This is a genomic window from Phascolarctobacterium sp., assembly GCF_045124115.1.
Lineage (GTDB): Bacteria > Bacillota > Negativicutes > Acidaminococcales > Acidaminococcaceae > Phascolarctobacterium_A.
Genome location: NZ_JBGVLF010000044.1, coordinates 66,080 through 80,424 on the forward strand (window position 1 = coordinate 66,080; position 14,345 = coordinate 80,424).

Below are 14,345 nucleotides of genomic sequence, written 5' to 3' on the forward strand. Positions count from 1 at the left end.
GTGAAGAAAGAAAGACTGGATGCACTGCTGATGAATAGGGCTCTCTTCGAAAGCAGAGCCCGTGCTCAGGCTGCTATTATGGCAGGACAGGTGCTGGTAAACGAACAGAAGATAGATAAACCGGGTACGCCCGTTGCTCCTGACGTACAAATCCGTCTGCTGGGCAATAAGCTGCCCTACGTAAGCCGTGGTGGTTTGAAGCTGGAAAAAGCCTTGCAGATTTTCCCTATTAGCGTAAAGGGGAAGGTTGTGGCAGATATTGGCGCTTCTACCGGTGGTTTTACTGACTGCGCCTTGCAGAACGGTGCTGCTAAAGTCTATGCCATCGACGTAGGCTACGGTCAGTTGGCTTGGAAACTGCGCAACGACGAGCGCGTAGTAAACATGGAACGCACCAATGTACGCTATTTGGAGGCAGACAGCCTGCCAGAGCAGGTGGACGCTGCTACTATCGATGTAGCTTTTATTTCTCTGGATAAGATTCTGCCTGCAGTCCACAAAATTTTGAAAGCTGATGGCTTCGTAGTGGCTCTGATTAAGCCTCAGTTCGAGGCAGGCAAGGAAAACGTGGGCAAGAAGGGTGTAGTGCGCGATGCTCGCGTGCATGAGCAAGTTATTAATAATGTTATTGCTTTCGCTAAGGAGGAAGGTTTCGGTATTGCCGGCTTGGATTTTTCCCCCATTAAAGGGCCAGAGGGCAATATTGAATATTTGCTGCATCTGACCTTGGGCGATGATGATGCCATTAGCGAAGCTTTTGTATCTGAACTAGTAGGACGCAGCCATGGTGATTTAGACAAAAAGACTACTGCAGAGGCGGAGCATGAAGGCTAAAAGACTTGGTATTTTTCCTAATTTAAGCAAGGAGAAGGTACGCATCGCATTGCCGGAATTTGTGGAGCTATGCCGCGATTGGGGCTTAGTGCCTTTGCTGCCTCAGCAGGTTGCTGAAACTTATGGCTGTGCTGCCTATGATTTGGACAAGCCGACGACCTTAAAAACGCTGGACTGCGCTGTAAGTCTTGGTGGTGACGGTACGTTGCTGCAAATGGCGCGCTATTTGGTACCGGTAGGCGTTCCTGCCTTTGGTATTAATTTTGGCAAATTGGGCTTTTTGGCGGAAATAGACCTGCCTGGAATGGGCAAAGCTATCAGCCGCTTGGCACAGGGCAATTATGCTATAGAAAGTAGGAAAATGTTGCAGGCTACTGTAGTAAAGGGAGAGCAGGTATTGGCGAGTGCTCATGCGCTCAATGATTTGGTGCTTGCCAAGGGCATGTTCAGCAAGCTAGCCCATTTGCGGATGTTTATTAACGGCAAGCCTTCCGGACGTTATGACGCTGATGGCTTGATTGTCTCCACCGCCACCGGCTCCACTGCCTATTCTCTGTCCGCAGGCGGTCCCTTGGTAATGCCAGGCCTGGATGTAAGCGTGATTACACCTGTGTGCGCTCATTCTTTGGCTGCCCGCGCTCTCGTTATTCCTTTGTCCGAATGCATTGAGCTGAAGGCAGTGCCGGGCAGTGAAGAGATGATGCTGTCATGCGATGGTGAGAACGTCATTGAAGTGGGGGATGATACTGTGGTACGCATCGAAAAGAGTCCCTATACCATGGAATTTATCCGTTTGACCAGTCGCGACTACTACCAGACTTGGCAGCAGAAACTTATGCGTAATATTTAGTTGATAATTTTTGAAGATAAAATGAGGTGAATGATTATGAAAATGACCAGACATGCAAAAATTAAGGAAATCATCGACAAACATAAAATAGAAACACAGGAAGATTTGGCTGCCGCATTGCGGGGGCAAGGTATTGATGTTACCCAAGCAACTGTTTCTAGAGATATTAAGGAATTAATGTTGGTGAAGGTGCCTGACAGCAATGGTCATTATCATTACGCCTATCCCAAAGATCACGGAGTGATGCTCAATCTGGATAGACTGCACCGTACTTTCCATGATTCTATCGTTAGTGTGCGTCATTCCGATACTCTGGTTGTAATTCGCACTTTGCCCGGTACTGCTCAAGCAGTAGCTTTTGCTGTGGACTACATGAAATGGCCGGAAGTTTTAGGCTCCATTGCCGGTGATGATACCGTGTTCATTGCTACAGAAAATAAGGAAGGCGTTACTAGTCTTGTGAAACGTCTGCACGAATATCATCGTTAAGCTGAGGTGATGAGATGCTGCAGTCATTGCATGTTCATAATTTTGCCCTTTTAGAGGATGCTCACGCAGAATTTACGAAGGGCTTCAATGTTTTTACCGGTGAAACCGGTGCCGGCAAATCCATCCTCATAGATGCCTTCGGCATGGTGTTGGGCGGACGCGGTTCAGCGGACTACGTGCGCAGTGGTACTGACGGACTGTGGGTGCAGGCTGTTTTTGATGTGAGCGGTCAGCAGGATATCAAAAACATTCTGACGGAGCAGGGGATTGATGCGGAAGACGATTTGTTCTTAAAGCGTCAAGTCAGCGCTAGCGGTAAAAGCCGTGCTTTGGTTAATGGTGTACAGGTGCCTTTGGCAGTGTTGCGCCAATTGGGCTCCCGTTTGGTGGATATCCATGGTCAGCACGAGAACCAGGCTTTGCTTAAACCTGATGCGCCCCGTCTTTTAGTGGATATGTTTGGCGGTTCCGGTCTTGCTAAAGCCTTAGCTGATTATAAGGAACTTTATGCTGCCTACGTAGCTGCCAAGGAAGCGTTAGCTGCCTTGGAGCAGGATAGCCAGCAGCAGGATTTGCTTTTAGACCGCTATGCGTGGGAAATCAAAGAAATTACGGATGCCTGCCTGCAGGTAGGGGAAGAAGAAGGCTTGGAGGCGGAGGCTCGTTTGCTGCGCAACGGCGAGCGTATTATCCGTTCTGTCAACAAAGCCTACGAAGCTTTGGACGGGGACGATGCCGTCCTTTCTCTTTTAGCGCAGGTGCGTGATGAACTGCAGCATGCCGCCAAGTATGACGAGCGTTTGCAAAGCTACGCCGATGCTGCCGACAGTGCTTGGATCAGCATCGATGACTGCCGTACTGAACTGGCAGACTACTTGAGCCGCAGTGATTTTAACGAAGAGCGCGCTGTGCAAGTACAGGAACGTTTGGATACTATTTACCGCTTGCAAAAGAAATACGGCGGTAGTACAGAGTCTGTTTTAGCATATTTGGCAGCCACTCAACTGAAGGTAGCTGAACTGCAGGATATTGCCGCTGCTTTGGAGCGTGCGCAAAAAGCTTTGGCACAGGCTACGGCTAAATTGGAAAAGGCAGCTAAAGTGCTGACCCAGGAGCGCGTTGCCAGCGGTACAGCTTTAAGCGCTGCTATTACGAAACATATTCAAGATTTGGCTATGCCCAATGGTCGTTTTGAAATCAAGATTTCTCCTACGGAAAAATTTATGCCCCATGGCAAGGATGTAGTGCGTATCCTCTTTAGTGCCAACTTGGGCGAGCCTGTCAATGATTTGGAAAAGGTTGCTTCCGGAGGCGAGCTGAGCCGTATTGCTTTGGCAGTGAAAACGGTGCTGATGGACAAGGGCTTGGCAGGTACTATGGTGTTTGACGAAATCGACACAGGTGTTGGCGGCGTTACCGCTCAAAGAATGGCGGAAAAGATTGCTGCTATTGCTACCGTCGGCCAAGTGTTGTGCATAACTCACTTGCCGCAGATTGCCGCCTTTGCCGACAACCATCTGCATATTGAAAAGCAAAGTGCCAACGGGCGTACTGCTACCGTACTGACGGTTTTGGACTATAACGAACGGCTGCAGGAGTTGGTGCGCATGACGGCGGGGGATACTACTTCCCTTGCTGCCTACGCCAGTGCTACAGAGCTGTTGGAGGCTGCTGACCGTACTAAGCAACAGCTGCAGAAATAAAGGAGTGTTATGATGCTGAAAAAATTCCATGAGCCTGCTCTTGATGAAATCTACGTTGATGGTAGTAATGAAGAAGTTTTTAGCGGACGTTTGCTCAAGGTGCAGCGTGACCACGTTACTCTGCCCAACGGAGCAGACACTACCCGTGAATATATCCGCCATCCCGGTGCCGTGGCTATTGTGCCTGTGCTCGATGATGGCAGAGTGGTGCTGGTGAAACAGTGCCGCTATCCCTTGAACACTTTGCTGTGGGAGATTCCTGCAGGCAAACTGGACCATGGCGAAGCAGAAGATAAATTGGAATGCGCCCGCCGTGAGTTAAGCGAAGAAACCGGTTATGAAGCACAGCATTGGCAGCATTTGCTCAGTATCGCCACCACTCCCGGCTTTTCTGATGAAATTATTCATTTATATAAAGCTTGGGGATTGGAAAAATTTGCCCAACATACGGACGAAGACGAGTTTATCGGCGTGCAAGCCTTTACACCGGAAGAACTGCGCCGTATGGTAGCCGAAGGCGAATTGTATGACTCTAAATCTTTATGTGCTTTGTATGCGGCAGGCGTTTTATAAATAGCGTTTGCTTTTAGTTAAGGTTAGGTATGGGTTTTAGGTATATTATTTTATTTGCAGCGGTGTTTTTTCTGTCTTCTTCCGCAATTTTTGCTAAACTGGCAGAGGCACCGTCAGGCATCATTGCTTTTTACAGACTGCTTTTTGCTGCGCTGGCCTTACTGCCCGCTTTACTGCTGCGCCGCGAAGAGCGGGACCAGCTCCTGCAGCTTGCAGGCAGCAAGCTGCTTCTAGGCATTGCCTCCGGTTTTGTCTTGGCGCTGCACTATGTACTGTGGTTTGAATCCTTAAAGTTTACTTCGGTAGCAAGCTCCGTAGTACTTGTCACGCTGCAGCCTTTGTTTACTATTCTGGGTAGCTTTATCCTGTGGCGGGAACGTTGCAGTGCTGCCGCTATGTGGGGCTGCCTTTTGGCTATTGGCGGCAGTATCGTCATTGGCTGGGGTGATTTTGCTATTAGCTGGCGTGCTTTCCTGGGAGATATTCTGGCGTTGGTGGCAGCTGCCGTCATTGCAGGATATTTTCTCATTGGTCAGGAAGTACGCAAAAGTCTGGCAGCCATTCCGTACTCCGTCTTGGGCTACAGCAGCGGTGCCTTCTTCTTAGGCTTGTACAGCTGGGCTTGCGGTGATGCTTTCGTAGGCTATAGCACCAATACGTGGCTGGACTTTTTGGGTTTGGCTTTCGTGGCTACTATTTTAGGGCAAGTAATTTTCAATTGGCTTTTGAAATGGCTTGCAGCAACGGTTATCTCCATGAGTATTTTGGGAGAAACAGTGGGCACCTGCATTTTAAGCTTCTTTATTTTAGGAGAGGTGCCGACGTTGCAGCAGTTTGCAGGCATATTGATGATTTTGTTAGGTATAGGGATTTTCCTTTATTACAAAGATAGAGGTGTGTTGAAGAATGAAAAAGATATTCAGTAAAAGCTTGGCTATGGCAGTTGTTCTGGCTGCAGGCTTTTCCTTTGCTGCTGAGGCTGCCGTTTTCGGTACTGATGTAAAAACGGAGCAGGGTGTTGTTACCGGTGTTTGTGACGAACAGCACAAGGTTGTGGAATGGTTGGGGGTGCCCTATGCTGATGCAGAGCGTTGGCAAGCACCAAAAGCTTTGAGAAAACATAAAGCACCCTTGGATTGCACCCAAAAAGCTCCTGCTAACATCCAATTTAACGGTAAAGCTGTTATTGGTCAGGAGGGCGTCTTGACTTTGGATATCGTCCGTCCTGATACGGAGGAGAAGAACCTGCCTGTTATGGTGTTCATCCATGGTGGCAACAACCAAACCTCCAACAGCGCTATGTGGCAGGGCAATAAGTTTGCCCAAGAGGCCAATGTAGTTTACGTTTCTATTCAATATCGTTTGGGGTTGCTGGGCTTCAATAATCTGCCTGCTTTGCAAACAGGTAGTGCGGAGGAAGAGAGCGGCAACTACGGCTTGCTCGACCAAGCTGCAGCTTTGGATTGGATTAAAGCCAATATTAAACGTTTTGGGGGCAATCCTAATAATATTACCGTGTCCGGCTTTTCTGCAGGCGGACGTGACGTACTTGCCATGCTAATTTCTCCTTTGTTCCAAGGCAAGTTTGACAAGGCAGTTTCCTTCAGCGGTGGCTTGACCACTGCGGATTCTGTTGCCAGCCAAAAGGTGATCGCTAAGAAACTGGCGCCTTTGGTTGTGGAAGATGGCAAGGCAGGGGACGTGATTACTGCAACTAATTGGCTGCTGACGGACAAGGGCAAGGAGCAAAAAGCAGTGCGCAACTATCTGCATAATCTGAAAGCGGAACGCCTGGCTCCTGTAATGGCAGGTGCAGGCATTCGCATGAGTGCTTTTCCGCATCTCTATGCAGATGGTAAAGTGCTGGATAAAAAAGGCTTCGCTACTAAAAATATTAACAGCGTACCTTTACTGCTGCTGGCAAGTTCCGACGAATTTAGCTCTTTCGCAGCCCGTGATCCTTATTTTAAATATCGTTTGGACGAAATTAATAAGGATGAAAACACTACCCGTGAGTTTCGTTTTGCCAACAAATACGGCAGTCTGCTTTATGGCCTCTTTAATGGTCAGGATGCTGCGGCAAAACTGTACCCCAATTATAAAGAAGATATTTATGTCTGCACCTTTGACTTCGGTCATAACAACGAGGTGGTGGGGGAGGAATACAGAACGCGTAATGGCGCTATGCACGGTATTTTCCTGCCCTTCCTGACGGATCAGGCAACACCTTTTATTAAGGATGCGGCAGTGCTGAATGCTAAAGGTCCGCAAGAACTGAGCAGGGCGTTTATTGCTTCCTTGAGTTCCTTTATGCGTACCGGTAATCCTAACACTGTGCTTTTAGGCAACACTTGGAACAAGTGGAATCCGGAATATCGTCCGGAAATGGTTTTCGATGCCAACAAGGTCAGTGCACGTATCTATAGCGTCAACAGCCGTACCAGTTACGCAGGTGCTTTGGCGGAAATGGCTAACGATAAGTCCATTAGCGCAGAAAGCAAAGCTTTCATCATCAGCAATGTACTTAACGGTCGCTGGTTCAGCGGTAGGCTGGATGAAGAATATAAAAATGTAGATTTGTGGGAGAAGTAAGCAGATGGAAATGCTTTTACAATTTTTTCTGCTCGCCTTAGGCTTTGTGCTGTTAGGTAAAGGTGCGGACTGGTTCGTAGAAGGTGCTGCAGGCATTGCTGCCAAATTCGGCATACCGCAACTGGTCATCGGTCTCACCATCGTTGCCATGGGCACCAGTGCACCGGAGGCAGCGGTAAGCATCGCTGCAGCCATGAAGGGTAATGCAGACATTACTATTGGTAATATCCTCGGCAGTAACATTATGAATATCCTTGTTATTTTGGGATTGGCGGCTGCCATTATTCCTTTGGCAGTGGCAAAATCCACTGTAAGGATAGAAATTCCTTTTATGATTGCTATTAGCGGGCTGCTACTGTTCCAAGGTATGGATGGTACTATTTCTTTGGCAGATGGTATGGTGCTTTGCTTGTGCTTTGCCGTTTACCTGATGTACCTGTACACTATGGCGGTGAAGGAAAAGGTGGACGATGATTTAGACGAATACGGTTTTCCTATGAGCCGTTGTTTGCTCTGTACCGTAGGAGGTATGGCTGTCATTATCGCTGGTAGTAATATGACTGTTAGCGCTGCAATCGCTATTGCCAAGTATGCAGGGCTCAGTGAGCGCTTCATCGGTCTGACTATTGTGGCTTTGGGAACTAGCCTGCCGGAGTTGTTTACATCTGTAACTGCAGCTTTGAAAGGTAATGCGGATATTGCCATCGGTAATATTGTGGGCAGTAACGTATTCAACATTCTGTTTGTTGTGGGACTGTCCTCTTTGATTATCGATATTCCTTTTGCGCCTGCCTTCCATTTTGATGCCTATGTGACCATTGGTGCTGCTGTGCTTTTATGGCTGTGCGTACTGCCTAAGCAGCGCTTGGCACGCTGGGGCGGGGCGTTGATGCTGTTGGGCTACGTTGCTTATTTTTATAAGCTTTTATAATCCTTACGCAGTTAAAAGTTGATTGCGTGAAACAGTTGCATATTGTAAAAAACGCTACAGTTTACAAGGCTTTTTACGAAAAAATACTTGTGCTGTAGCGTTTTTTGTGATAAAATATTTCAGTCTAAAAATATACACGCAGGAAAATACGTCTGCTGTCTGCGTCAGCCGCGCAGTTTATGGATGATTTAACCCAATTCCTGCGGAGGTAAAAAACAGGAGGAAATTTAAAATGGCTATTATCTCTATGAAACAATTACTTGAAGCTGGTGTACACTTTGGTCACCAAACCCGTCGTTGGAACCCTAAAATGGCTCCCTACATCTTCACTGAACGCAACGGTATCTACATTATCGACCTGCAAAAAACCGTGAAGAAAGTTGACGAAGCTTACAACTTCATCCGTGAAGTTGCTGCATCCGGCGAAAGCATTCTGTTCGTTGGTACCAAAAAACAAGCTCAAGAAGCTATGAAGGAAGAAGCTACCCGTTGCAACATGTTCTTCGTTAACGAACGTTGGCTGGGCGGCATGCTGACCAACTTCAAAACCATCCAAACCCGTATCAACCGTCTGCGCAAACTGGAAGCTATGGAAGCTGACGGCACTTTCGACGTTCTGCCGAAGAAAGAAGTTATCGGCCTGAAACACGAAATGGAAAAACTGACCAAATACTTGGGCGGCATTAAAGATATGAAAAAACTGCCGGGCGCTATGTTCATCGTTGACCCCCGCAAAGAACACATCGCTGTTCTGGAAGCTCACAAACTGAACATTCCTATCGTTGCTACCGTTGACACCAACTGCGATCCCGACGAAATCGATCATGTAATCCCCGCAAACGATGACGCTATCCGTGCAGTAAAACTGTTGACCGCTAAAATGGCTGACGCTGTTCTGGAAGGCCGTCAAGGTATGCAAACCGAAGAAGCTCCTGCTACTGAAGAAGCTACCGCTGAAGACGCTGAATAATTTATTCTTTCAAATTCAAGGAGGAATTACACATGGCACAAATTACTGCTGCATTGGTTAAAGAACTGCGCGAACGTACCGGCGCAGGCATGATGGACTGCAAAAAAGCTCTGACCGCTGTTGAAGGCGATATGGACAAAGCAATCGACTTCCTGCGTGAAAAAGGTCTGGCTGCTGCTGCTAAAAAAGCAGGCCGCATCGCTGCTGAAGGCGTTGTTGGCTATGCTATCAGCGAAGACGGCAAAGTTGGTACTGTTGTAGAAATTAACTGCGAAACTGACTTCGTTGCTAAAACCGATGGTTTCAAAGAATTGGTTGAAAAAATCGCTGCTCATATCGTAGCTACTAAACCGGCTGACCTGGAAGCTCTGCTGGCATCCGAAATCGAAGGCCAAACCGTAGAAGCTCTGGTTACCGCTGCAATCGCTAAGATTGGTGAAAAGATTTCCGTTCGTCGTTTCGCTCTGTACGAAGCTCCGGAAGGTCTGGTTGCTGCTTACATCCATGGCGGCGGTAAAATCGGCGTTCTGGTAAAAATGAACGGTGGCAGTGCAGAACTGGGCAAAGACATTGCTATGCATGTTGCTGCTGCTAACCCCAGCTATCTGGAACGTTCTCAAGTTCCTGCTGCTGAACTGGAACACGAGAAAGAAGTTCTGTCCGAACAAGCTCGTAACGAAGGCAAACCCGAAAAAATCATTGAAAAAATGGTTCTGGGCCGCATCAACAAATACTACAAAGAAGTATGCCTGGTTGATCAAGAATTCGTTAAAGATCCGGATCAAACCATCGCTAAACTGTTGAAAGCTAACAACGCTGAAGTTATTGAATTCGCACGCTTCCAACTGGGCGAAGGCATCGAAAAGAAACAAGAAGACTTCGCTGCAGAAGTTATGTCCCAAATCAAAGGCTAATAAAACAGCATAGTTTCTTAAACCTGCATCCAAAAGGATGCAGGTTTTTCTTTTTGTTGTTTTTGCAACAGCTAATGTGCTATAATACAGTGAGGTATAAAATTTTCTCTCAATTGAAATATTAGCGAGATAAAGGAGCTTTCAAAATGCGTATTGTTATCGCCGGTGCCGGCAAGCTTGGCTACAGCATTGCCCAACTACTGGCAGAAGATCAATTTGATGTTGTAGTGGTGGAGAGTGACCCCAAGCGCAAGGAGGTAGTACAAAACTCTTTGGACGTTTTGGCAATCGAAGGCAACTCCTGCAGTCCTACGACCTTTGCCGATCCTGATGTTGCTGATGCTGATGTTATAATTGCTTGTACTGACAGTGACGAAGTAAATATGGTAACCTGCCTTATGGCGAAGAACCATGGCATTAAGCATACGGTAGCGCGCATTCGTAATGTAGAATATGCGATTCATGCTCCCGAAATGTTGAACAAAGATATGAAGATAGACCTAGTCATTAATCCTGAGCGTATTACTGCTGTGGAAATTGACCATATCCTTATGACGCCTTCTGCTTTGAACGTAGATGAGTTCGCTGACGGCAAAGTGCGTATGTTTGAAGCCAAGGTCAAGGAAGATTCTCCCTTTGTCAACATTCCCTTGAAGGATTTGAATATTCCTAAGGATATTTTGATGGCCATGGTTTTCCGCCGCCACCGTATGATTATCCCCCGTGGTAACGATTACGTGCTTCCCGGGGACAATGTGTATTTTGTTGGCAAGCAGGAAGCCATCCGTGATTTTGAAAATAATTTCTCCAATACTTATGAGCAATTGGAGCGTGTGCTGATTATCGGCGCAGGGCGTACCGGTCGTTTCTTGGCGCCTTTGCTGGAGGCACAAGGCATTCAGGTCAAGGTTATTGAAAAGGACAAGGAGCGCTGCCAAATGTTGGCATCCAAGCTGAAGAACGGCTTGGTGTTGTGCGGTGATGGTACAGATATCGATTTGCTGACGGAAGAAGGCGTAGCCGAAGCAGATGTAGTAATCTGCTTGACTGAGGACGATAAGTTGAACCTGTTGCTGGCACAGCTTGCTAAGCATCTGGGTGCCCGCAAGACCATCGTTCGTGTTGCCCGTAACGAATACATCGAACTGATGGAAAAAGTCGGCGTAGATATCGTACTGTCCTCCCGTCTGCTCAGTGCCGGCGAGGTGTTGCGTTTCGTCCGCAAGGGCGGTATTGTGTCCGTATCCTTGTTGGAAGGTGCTCAAGCGGAAGCATTGGAAATCATTGTGGGTAAAAACAGTGATGTGGACGGTCGTGCTGTCCGCGATTTAAAACTGCCCCAAGAATGTTTGCTGTGCGCTATCGTCCGCAACAACGAAGCCTATATTCCTAATGGTAATACGATTCTCCATGCGGATGACCGTATTATCCTCTTTATTAAGAGTGAACTTGCTAAAAATACAGTGCCTCTGTTTGAAGGCCGAGGCTGATTGCTATGGACTCAAAGTTAGTAAATAGTTTGTTGGGAAAGCTGACTATCGCTTTTGGGCTGGTCATGTTGATTCCTTTAATTGCAGCGGCGTTTTACGACCCTGAGCACATGTGGATTTTTGCTGTTACTTTAGTCTTTGTAGCGACTGTTGCATCGATTTTCAGCATCTATGGCAAATCCCGCCTGCACCAGCGTTTGCGCGTCCGCGAGGCTATCGCTGTTGTTGGCTGCGGCTGGCTTTTAGTTTGCTTTATGGGAGCAGTACCATATTTGCTGTTGAACCCTGCCGACCCTTTGGCAGCGTTGTTTGAAAGCGTCTCCGGCTTTACGACTACAGGCGTTACTACCGCCAGTTCCTTTAATGATTTTCCACCCAGTATTTTAGTATGGCGTTGTCTGACGCACTGGACCGGCGGCATCGGCGTAATTATGCTTTTTATCATCATTATGCCCCAAATGAACAGCGGTACCAGCTATCTTTTCAATGCGGAACTGCCCGGTGGTATGGCGGAGCGTACTGTGCCCAAGATTAAAGCATCTGCACTTTTGATTCTGACCATCTATATCTCCTTGACCATGCTGGAGATTGTGCTGCTCCTTGTGGCAGGGGTGCCTTTGTTCCAAGCAATTAACTTGGCGCTGGCAACTATGGCGACAGGTGGTTTTTCCTACTACCATGATAGCTTGATTTCCTTCCACAGCGTGTTTGTAGAAGTAATCGCTATTACCTTTATGCTGATTTCCAGTATGAACTTTTCTTTGTACTATAAGATTTGGCGTCGCGATTGGCAGTCTGTGCTGGAGGACAGCGAACACCATTATTATTTGGGCTTGTTGGCTGTAGCAACGGTTTTAGTAACTATTAATCTTTATTTCAGCGGCTATATGCCTTTTGCTGACAGCTTGCGCCACGGTTTTTTCCAAGTAGTTTCCATTGGTAGCACTACAGGCTTTGCTTCCGATGACTTTAACGATTGGCCCAGCTTTAGCCGTAATATTTTGCTGCTCTTAATGTTCGTGGGCGGTTGTAGCGGTTCCACTGCCGGCGGTATCAAAATCTCTCGCGTGGTTATTTTGCTCAAAGCTGCTTGGGCGGAACTTTTGCGTACACTGCATCCGCGTATTGTCTATTCCGTAAAAATGGGGAAACGGGAAATCGACCCTGTAGTAGTTGGTAATATTACCCGTTTTTTCTTTCTCTATATTCTGGTCTTTGTAGTGCTTACGGTGTTAATTTCCTTGTCGGGCATTGCAGTAATGGAGTCCATCGGTATTATTGCAGCCTGCATGAGTAGTGTAGGCCCTGCTTTTGGCGTAGTGCGTCCCACTGCTACCTACGGCATGCTGCCTGATTGGGCGCGTTTTATCAGCATTTTGGCTATGCTTTTGGGGCGTTTGGAAATTTTTACATTGCTGGCGATTTTGCGTCCTGATTTTTGGCGCGATAAGAAAAACTGGTAATTTGTGGGGGCTTATTTGTGAATACTAAAGTAATTTCATACCTTTTAGGCAAAATATCAGTTGGCATGGGCTTGGCCCAGCTTATTGTGCTCCTGTTGGCATTTTACTATGGCGAGGACTGCTATAAGGAGATTATGCTTTCCATCGCCATTGCTGTAGGTTTAGGTTATGGGTTAGATTGCTACGGTAGGGGAACTTCCCATAAGGATATTACTGTGCGTGAAGGCATTGGTACGGTATTCTTTACGTGGGTACTGGCTGCGGCTTTGGCAAGTATTCCTTTTAGCCTTCTAGGCGTCCTTGATCCTGTTAGCGCTTATTTTGAAGCTATGTCCGGCTTGACTACTACCGGTGCTACGGCTATTAGTGATTTAGAAGTGCTGCCTAAGAGTATTCTGTTTTGGCGCGCTATGAACCATTGGATTGGCGGTATCGGCATCATCGTAATTTTCGTTGCTTTGCTGCCCCAAATCGCAGGCAGTGCGGTATATCTTTTTAATGCGGAAGTTACAGGCTTTTCTAACAGCCGTATTCTTCCCCGCATCCGTACAACTGCTATTGCCCTGTTCTATATTTATCTTTTGATGACCATTATCCTTACAGGCTTTTTGGCAGGTGAGGGCATGAGTGTTTATGATGCTGTTTACCATGCTTGCTCCTGTATCGCTACAGGCGGCTTTTCTCCTTATAACAACAGCGTCGCTCATTTCACTAGTCCCATGATTGAGTACACTTTAAGCTTGTTTATGCTTTTGGCCGCAGGCAACTTCGCTGTGTACTACCAAGTAACCCAGACCGGATTCAAGGCGCTGTGGGAGGATTTGGAATTTAAAATCTACATCATTATGATGTTAGTTTTTACCGTGCTGATTGCCGCTAACATTGTTATTGTTACAGGCTATGGCGTAGAGGAGGGCTTTAGAGCAGCCTTGTTCCATGTCACTTCCTTCGGTAGTACCACAGGCTTTGTGGCCAACGATTATGACCAATGGCCGTCCTTTGCCAAACTGCTGCTTGGTGCTATGTACTTTACTGGTGGTTGCGCCGGTTCTACCGCAGGCGGCATCAAAATCTGCCGTTTAATCGTGCTGATGAAGACCGTGGGGGCGGAGCTGCGCCGTACTCTGCATCCGCAAATGCTGCTTAATGTTTACTACGGTAAGGCTAGACTGCCCATTGCTACTGTAACCAATATCAGCCGTTTCTTCTTCGTCTATATTCTAGTTGTAGCGTTGCTGACGCTGCTGGTTACTTTGGGCGGTATGCCGGTGGAAGAGGCCATCTTTGGCGTTGCTTCCTGCGTAGCCAGTGTTGGCCCTGCATTCGGCTCCATCGGTGCTACAGGCACCTATGCGGACGTCAGCGCCCTTGGTAAAATAGCTATGGCTTTGGCTATGCTTTTGGGACGTTTGGAGCTGTTCACTGCTTTGGCGCTCTTGCGTAGCGAATATTGGAAGAGTACCAAACGCTGGTAATCCTTGTATACTTTTTCGCTGAACACAAATACGCTTTTATTTTCTCCTGCAAAGGAGTATA

General features: G+C 47.3%; 12 protein-coding genes and 1 pseudogene. All 13 read left to right on the top strand.

Annotated features, from left to right (window positions below):
- The 13 genes and pseudogenes from ACJMM4_RS06485 (at position 1) to ACJMM4_RS06545 (ending at position 14,284) form a co-directional block, all read left to right on the top strand.
- Positions 1 to 834, top strand: a complete 834-nt coding sequence (locus tag ACJMM4_RS06485) for a TlyA family RNA methyltransferase (protein ID WP_405383671.1) — start codon at positions 1 to 3, stop codon at positions 832 to 834.
- Positions 824 to 1,684, top strand: coding sequence for an NAD(+)/NADH kinase (locus tag ACJMM4_RS06490; RefSeq protein ID WP_405379289.1), 861 nt, complete (start codon positions 824 to 826; stop codon positions 1,682 to 1,684). The genes ACJMM4_RS06485 and ACJMM4_RS06490 overlap by 11 nt, the downstream gene beginning before the upstream one ends.
- A gap of 36 nt (positions 1,685 to 1,720) precedes the next feature.
- Positions 1,721 to 2,173: an arginine repressor gene (argR, locus tag ACJMM4_RS06495; RefSeq protein WP_405379290.1), complete on the top strand. Its 453-nt coding sequence runs from the start codon at positions 1,721 to 1,723 to the stop codon at positions 2,171 to 2,173.
- A 14-nt stretch (positions 2,174 to 2,187) separates the two neighbouring features.
- Positions 2,188 to 3,876 carry a DNA repair protein RecN gene (recN, locus tag ACJMM4_RS06500; RefSeq protein ID WP_405379291.1) on the top strand — a complete coding sequence of 563 codons (1,689 nt, stop codon included), beginning with the start codon at positions 2,188 to 2,190 and terminating at the stop codon, positions 3,874 to 3,876.
- A 12-nt stretch (positions 3,877 to 3,888) separates the two neighbouring features.
- Complete coding sequence (locus tag ACJMM4_RS06505; protein ID WP_405379294.1) at positions 3,889 to 4,449, top strand: NUDIX domain-containing protein; 561 nt, start codon at positions 3,889 to 3,891, stop codon at positions 4,447 to 4,449.
- 29 nt (positions 4,450 to 4,478) lie between these two features.
- A complete protein-coding gene (locus ACJMM4_RS06510) occupies positions 4,479 to 5,375 on the top strand; it encodes a DMT family transporter (protein ID WP_405379292.1) in 897 nt (298 codons plus the stop codon).
- Between the two features lie 10 nt (positions 5,376 to 5,385).
- Positions 5,386 to 6,444 (top strand): annotated as a pseudogene (locus ACJMM4_RS06515) (carboxylesterase family protein); the annotation flags it as partial.
- A 601-nt stretch (positions 6,445 to 7,045) separates the two neighbouring features.
- Positions 7,046 to 7,972, top strand: a complete 927-nt coding sequence (locus ACJMM4_RS06520; protein ID WP_405381614.1) for a calcium/sodium antiporter — start codon at positions 7,046 to 7,048, stop codon at positions 7,970 to 7,972.
- 232 nt (positions 7,973 to 8,204) lie between these two features.
- Positions 8,205 to 8,942 (top strand): 30S ribosomal protein S2, encoded by a 738-nt coding sequence (gene rpsB / locus ACJMM4_RS06525; RefSeq protein ID WP_405381612.1) that lies wholly within the window; start codon positions 8,205 to 8,207, stop codon positions 8,940 to 8,942.
- 32 nt (positions 8,943 to 8,974) lie between these two features.
- Positions 8,975 to 9,856 carry a translation elongation factor Ts gene (gene tsf / locus ACJMM4_RS06530; protein WP_405381610.1) on the top strand — a complete coding sequence of 294 codons (882 nt, stop codon included), beginning with the start codon at positions 8,975 to 8,977 and terminating at the stop codon, positions 9,854 to 9,856.
- A 146-nt stretch (positions 9,857 to 10,002) separates the two neighbouring features.
- Positions 10,003 to 11,346 (top strand): Trk system potassium transporter TrkA, encoded by a 1,344-nt coding sequence (gene trkA, locus ACJMM4_RS06535; RefSeq protein WP_405381608.1) that lies wholly within the window; start codon positions 10,003 to 10,005, stop codon positions 11,344 to 11,346.
- A 5-nt stretch (positions 11,347 to 11,351) separates the two neighbouring features.
- Positions 11,352 to 12,809 carry a TrkH family potassium uptake protein gene (locus ACJMM4_RS06540; protein WP_405381606.1) on the top strand — a complete coding sequence of 486 codons (1,458 nt, stop codon included), beginning with the start codon at positions 11,352 to 11,354 and terminating at the stop codon, positions 12,807 to 12,809.
- Positions 12,810 to 12,826: 17 nt separating this feature from the next.
- Positions 12,827 to 14,284, top strand: coding sequence for a TrkH family potassium uptake protein (locus ACJMM4_RS06545; protein WP_405383673.1), 1,458 nt, complete (start codon positions 12,827 to 12,829; stop codon positions 14,282 to 14,284).
- The last annotated feature ends 61 nt before the right edge of the window (positions 14,285 to 14,345 follow it).

Coding starts and splice junctions, on each gene's coding strand:
- ACJMM4_RS06490 (WP_405379289.1), top strand. CDS start 824: ATGAAGGCTAAAAGACTTGGTATTTTTCCTAATTTAAGCAAGGAGAAG.
- argR (WP_405379290.1), top strand. CDS start 1,721: ATGAAAATGACCAGACATGCAAAAATTAAGGAAATCATCGACAAACAT.
- recN (WP_405379291.1), top strand. CDS start 2,188: ATGCTGCAGTCATTGCATGTTCATAATTTTGCCCTTTTAGAGGATGCT.
- ACJMM4_RS06505 (WP_405379294.1), top strand. CDS start 3,889: ATGCTGAAAAAATTCCATGAGCCTGCTCTTGATGAAATCTACGTTGAT.
- ACJMM4_RS06510 (WP_405379292.1), top strand. CDS start 4,479: ATGGGTTTTAGGTATATTATTTTATTTGCAGCGGTGTTTTTTCTGTCT.
- ACJMM4_RS06520 (WP_405381614.1), top strand. CDS start 7,046: ATGGAAATGCTTTTACAATTTTTTCTGCTCGCCTTAGGCTTTGTGCTG.
- rpsB (WP_405381612.1), top strand. CDS start 8,205: ATGGCTATTATCTCTATGAAACAATTACTTGAAGCTGGTGTACACTTT.
- tsf (WP_405381610.1), top strand. CDS start 8,975: ATGGCACAAATTACTGCTGCATTGGTTAAAGAACTGCGCGAACGTACC.
- trkA (WP_405381608.1), top strand. CDS start 10,003: ATGCGTATTGTTATCGCCGGTGCCGGCAAGCTTGGCTACAGCATTGCC.
- ACJMM4_RS06540 (WP_405381606.1), top strand. CDS start 11,352: ATGGACTCAAAGTTAGTAAATAGTTTGTTGGGAAAGCTGACTATCGCT.